Annotated in this window: 1 protein-coding gene (running past one end of the window); it reads right to left on the bottom strand. The window is 68.3% G+C overall.

The window, feature by feature from the left end:
- Positions 1–6,000: part of a non-ribosomal peptide synthase/polyketide synthase coding region (locus AB0H42_RS33270; RefSeq protein WP_357063194.1), annotated on the bottom strand (this coding region is incomplete at its 3' end). 25,031 nt of the annotated region lie beyond the right edge of the window; the window shows 6,000 of its 31,031 annotated nt.

The following is a 6,000-nucleotide window of genomic DNA, read 5'->3' as shown; positions in this document are numbered from 1 at the left end:
TCAACCTGCTCGGCACTGAAATTCGCCAAACCCGCATGCGAAACGACAACACCCTTGGGCAAACCGGTCGAACCGGAGGTGTAGATGACATAGGCCGTGTTCGCCGGGGTCAGCGGCCACACCCGATCCGCATCGGTAATCGCACCGGCCGGATACGTATCCAGAGCCAACTCGTCGAGCACCAGCCAATCCACCGAGTCGGGCAGATCCGCCCGCACACTCGACACCGTGATACCCACCGGCGCACCCGAATCGGAGAGCATATGCGCAATACGATCCGCCGGATAGGTCGGATCGATCGGCAGGAACGCCGCACCCGACTTGGTGACAGCCCACTCCGCCAGCACCGAATCCGCCGACCGCGGCACCGCCACCGCCACCAGATCCTCGGCACCCAGGCAACGCTCGATCAACACCTGCGCCAACTGGTTCGACCGCTCGTCGAACTCACCGTAGGAGTACCGGACACCCTCGAACACCACCGCCGGCGCCGACGGATCCACCGCCACCGCCGCGGCCAGCAACTCCGGCAATGTCGACGCCGGCACCGCCGCACCACCCGTGCGGGACAGGACCTCGGCACGCTCGGCCTCGTCGAGGATTTCGATCGACCCCAGTGCGATATCCGGGTCCGCGGCCACCGCGGTCAGCACCTGCCGGAACCGGGTGATCACGGTCCGGATGGTCGCCTCGTCGAACAGTTCGGTGGCGTAGTTCAGGAAGAGAGTCATCCCGCCGGAGCCGTTCTCGGCCAGCGTGAACTGCAGATCGAACCGGGCCACGTCCTCCACGAGATCCAGCCCGGAGACCTCCAGACCCGCCAGATCCAGCACCGGCTGCTCATTGTTCTGCAGCGACAGCGCCACCTGGAACAGCGGGTTGCGCGCCTGCGAACGCTCCGGCGCCAGCAGATCCACCAGCCGCTCGAACGGTACGTCGGCATTGCCGAACGCGTCCAGATCGACCTGCCGAGCGCGGGTCACGAGCTCGGCGAACGATTCACCGGAACCGACACTCGTCCGCAATACGAGCGTGTTGACGAACATGCCGACCAGATCGTCCAGGGCCCGCTCACCACGACCCGCGATCGGCGTACCGATCGCGATGTCGTCGCTACCGGACAACCGCGCCAGCAACGCCGCCAACGCCGCATGCAGCACCATGAACATCGACGCGCCACGACCGCGCGCCACACCGTCCAGGCCCTGGATCAGCTCAGCGGACAACTCACCGCGCACCGTCGCGCCGCGCATCGACGCCACCGCCGGACGCGGCCGGTCCAGCGGCAGCGCCAACTCGTCGGGAACACCGTCGAGAGTGCGCTGCCAGAACGCGATCTGACGCGCCAGCGGCGAATTCACATCGTCCTCGGCGCCCAGCACCTGCCGCTGCCACAGCGTGTAGTCGGCGTACTGGACCCGGAGCTGATCCCATCCCGGCTCGAGATCCCGGGCCCGCGCCGCGTACGCGGTCATCACGTCCCGGGCCAGCGGAGCCATCGAGAAACCGTCGCCGGAGATATGGTGCACGACCACCACCAGCACGAATTCCCGCGGCGTCACCTCTAGCAACCGCGCCCGCAACGGCGGGGCCACGGACACGTCGAAACCGACGCCCACGAACTCCGCTACCGCGGCGGGCAGCTCGTCCACGGTGACCGCGACCGTCTCCAATCGCAGATCGACCCGGTCCGCGGGCACGACCAGCTGCACCGGCACTCCGGAACGCTCCGGGAAGTAGGTGCGCAGCGATTCGTGGCGGCGGAGCACATCGGCCAGGGCCGCGCGCAGCGCTGCCACGTCCAGCTCACCGGCGAGCCGGATCGCCATCGGCAGGTTGTAGGCCACCGACGAGGTGTCGTACTGGTTCAGGAACCACATCCGCTGCTGCGCGTACGACAACGGCACCAGCTCGGGCCGCGGCCCGGCCACCAGTGCCGGACGCGCTTTCTCACCGGCCTGCTCGACCCGCACGGCCAATGCGGCCACCGTCGGCGCCTCGAACAGCGCGCGCACCGTGACCTGGGTATCGAGCGCGGCCCCGATCCGGGCCGCGACCTGGGTCGCGACCAGCGAGTTACCGCCCAGCTCGAAGAAATCGTCGTCCGCACCGACGCGCTCCAGACCGAGCACCTCGGCGAACGTCGATGCCACGACCTCCTCGATCGGAGTCGACGGCGCCCGGAACACTCGCGCCTCGAACACCGGTGCCGGCAGCGATTTGCGGTCCAGTTTGCCGGCCGCGTTCATCGGGAACGCGTCGAGCACCACGAAGGCCGCGGGCACCATATAGGCCGGAAGTTCGGCACGCAGTGCGGACCGCACCGCCTCCGGATCGATCGCCCGGCCGGTTTCCGGCACGAGATAGGCCACCAGCTGGTCACCGGTGTGCTCATCGGTGCGCATGACCACCACTACCTGGGCGATCTCGTCCACACCGAGCAGCGCCGCCTCGATCTCACCGAGCTCGATACGCAGACCGCGCAGCTTCACCTGGAAGTCGGTGCGGCCCAGATACTCGAGCTCACCATCGACATTCCAGCGCGCCAGGTCGCCGGTACGGTACATCCGTGCGCCGGCGCCGAACGGGTTCGCCACGAAGCGGTCGAAGGTCAGATCCGGGCGATCCACATACCCCCGCGCCAGCTGCGCGCCGGCCACATAGAGTTCGCCGGGAACCCCCGGCGGCACCGGGCGCAACCGGCCGTCCAGCACGTAGGCCTGGGTGTTGAAAGCCGGGACGCCGATCGGTACCGACTCCGTATCGGCCTCGGTCACCTCGTGGAAGATGAGGTCGACCGTGGCCTCGGTGGGACCGTACAGATTGTCCAGCCGGGCATCGGTCAGTTTCCGCAACCGTCGCGGCAGATCGACGGGAAGCGCCTCGCCGCCGACGACGATATGGCGCACACTCGACCAGGCGTCGGGGCCGGTGTCGGCCATGATCACCGACAGCATCGACGGCACGAACTGCACCGTCGTCACCCCTTCGGAGGCGATGATCCCGGCGAGATAGGCGGGGTCACGATGTCCGTCCGGGCGGGCGATGACGAGCCGCGCGCCCACCTGCAACGGCAGGAAGAACTCGGGGACCGACGCGTCGAAGGTGACCGTGGCGCGCTGCAGCATGACATCGGACGCACTCATCCCGTACCGCGCGTGTGCGGCCACCAGGTAGTTCACGATCGCCTTGTGCGCCACCGCGACGCCCTTGGGGCGGCCGGTCGAGCCGGAAGTGAAGATCACGTACGCGGTGTTGGCCGAGCGCAGTGGCCGCAGCCGATCCGTATCGGTGAGCGGGGCATCTGAGTACTCGGACAGGTCCAGCCGATCGATGCGCAGCTGCCGTTCGATCACCGGGTCCAGGTCCGCACCGGCGGTGAGCACACACACCGGACGCGCGGTATCGAGGATATGCCCGAGCCGTTCCACCGGCTGTTCCGGATCCAGCGGTATGTAGGCGCCGCCGGCCACGACGACGGCGTACATACCGACGACGAGATCGAAGGACCGCTGCATACCCAGCGCCACATACACCTCGGGCCCGACACCCATTCCGACGAGCCGGCGGGCCAGCCGATGTACCCGGCCCGCGAACTCGGCGTAGGACAGATTCGTCCCCTCGAAGGTCAGCGCGATCTCGTCCGGCGTCCGGGCGACCTGCGCCTCGAACAGGGAAACCAGGGTGGCGGTGGCATTGCCGGGGGTCTCGGTGAGCGCGGTCTCCACCGGGAAGCCCGTCGCGTTCCAGCGATCGAGCACCAGGGCGCGTTCGGCCGGGGCCATGAGCTCGATATCCCCGACCGGCACCGTCGCGTCCGCGATCACCGCGCGCAGCACCCGCACGAAACGCCGGCCGAACTCGGAGATGAAGTCGTCGTCGAAGAGATCGGTGGCGTACAGGATCTCGGCGTCCATGCCCGACCCGCCGGCGACCGTGTCGCTCATGGTGAGCGACAGGTCGTACTTGGTGTTGGGTATCTCGACATCGAACCCGGTCATCGTCAGACCCGGCAGTTCCAGCCGGGTGTCGCCCAGGTTCTGGAAGGCGAGCATCACCTGGAACAGCGGCTGACGGGATTGGGAACGGACCGGATTGAGGGCCTCGACCAGCCGCTCGAACGGCACGTCGGCGTGTGCGAACGCGGCCAGATCGCGATCGCGCACATGCGCGAGCAGTTCGGCGAACGGCGCGCCGATATCGACCCGGGTCCGCAACACCAGCGTGTTGACGAACATGCCGATCAGCTCGTCGAGAACCCGCTCGCCGCGGCCGGCGACGGGAATACCGATGGCGATATCGTCGGTACCGCTGAGGCGGGCGAGCAAAGTGGCGAACGTGCTGTGCACGAGCATGAACAAGGTGACGCCCTGCGCCTGGGCGACCCGGTTCAACTCGTCGATCACCGCACCGGGCACGACGAACCGGTGTGTCGCCGCCCGTTCGCTGGCGACCGCCGGCCGGGGCCGGCTGGACAACCGGAGTTCGTCGGGCAGTTCGTCCAGTTCGGCCCGCCAGAAGTCCAGCTGCTGGGAGACCAGCGACGCCGGATCCTCATCGGACCCGAGTACCTCGCGCTGCCACATCGCGTAATCGATGTACTGCACGGCCATCGGCTCCCAGTCCGGGGCCGCGCCGGCCGAACGCGCCGAGTACGCGATCATCAGGTCACGGCTCAGCGGCCGCATCGAGAAACCGTCGGCGGCGATATGGTGCACCACACCGGCCAGCACGTAGTCGTCCTCGGTCAGGCGATAGACCCGCAGCCGAACCGGCAGTTCGGTGGTCAGATCGAAGCCGCGGAAACCGAATTCGGCGATCGACGCGAGGAGGTCGCCACTCAGTTCGGCACCCGACACCGCGGCCCGGTGCGTTTCGAGGATCTCCACCTCCGGAACCGCGCGGTCCGGCGGCAGCACCTGCTGGTAGCCGATGCCCTCGTGGGCCGGGTACACGGTGCGCAGGGATTCGTGCCGGGCGATCACATCGGACACCGCCTGCAGCAGCACCGTCATATCGACCGTGCCGGTGAGCCGCAGGACGAGCGGAATATTGTCGACCGCGGACTCCGGTTCGAAGCGGTTGAGGAACCATATCCGCTGCTGTGCCTGCGACAGCGGCGGGCGTTCGGGCCGGGGGCGCGGGGCGAGAACCGGACGCCCACCGGCACCGGCCTGCTGTTCCACCCGGGCCGCGAGCGCGGCCACCGTCGAATCCTCGAACAGCATCCGCACCGGGACCTGGGTATCGAGTGCGGCCCCGATCCGGGCCGCGACCTGGGTCGCGATCAGCGAGTTGCCGCCGAGGGCGAAGAAATCGTCGTCGGCGCCGACCCGTTCGGTACCGAGGACCTCCGCGAAGACCCCGGCCACGATCTCCTCGATCGGGGTCGATGCCGCGCGGGAACCACCCGATTCGAACACCGGCGCGGGCAGGGCCCGGCGATCCAGCTTGCCGTTGATGGTCAATGGAATCCGGTCCAGCACGATCACCGCGGACGGCACCATGTAGGAGGGCACCCGCTGACCGACACCTTCGCGAATCGCTTCTGTGTCTGGCTCGTCCTCGGTCTCCGACACCACATACGCGACGATCCGGTGATCGCCCGGATTGTCCTCGCGGACGATGACCGCGGCCTGCGCGACATCCGGCTGCGCGAGCACCGCAGCCTCGATCTCACCGAGCTCGATCCGGAAGCCGCGCACCTTGACCTGGTCGTCGGCCCGGCCCAGATATTCGAGTTCGCCGGAGCGGTTCCAGCGCGCCAGATCGCCGGAGCGGTAGAGCCGTGCCCCGGGCGCACCGGGCTCGGCCAGCGGGTCGGCCACGAAACGAGCCGCCGTCAGGTCCGGGCGATCCAGGTAACCGTGGGCCAGTTGCCCACCCGCGATGTACAACTCGCCCGTGACCCCGACCGGCACCGGTCGCAGCCGGCTGTCCAGTACGTAGATCTTCAGCCCGGCGATCGCCCGGCCGATCACGCTGCCCGTGGCCCCGGCG

This window comes from Nocardia sp. NPDC050799, from assembly GCF_040654015.1.
Taxonomy (GTDB): domain Bacteria; phylum Actinomycetota; class Actinomycetes; order Mycobacteriales; family Mycobacteriaceae; genus Nocardia.
This window is presented reverse-complemented; position numbering and strand designations above follow the sequence as displayed.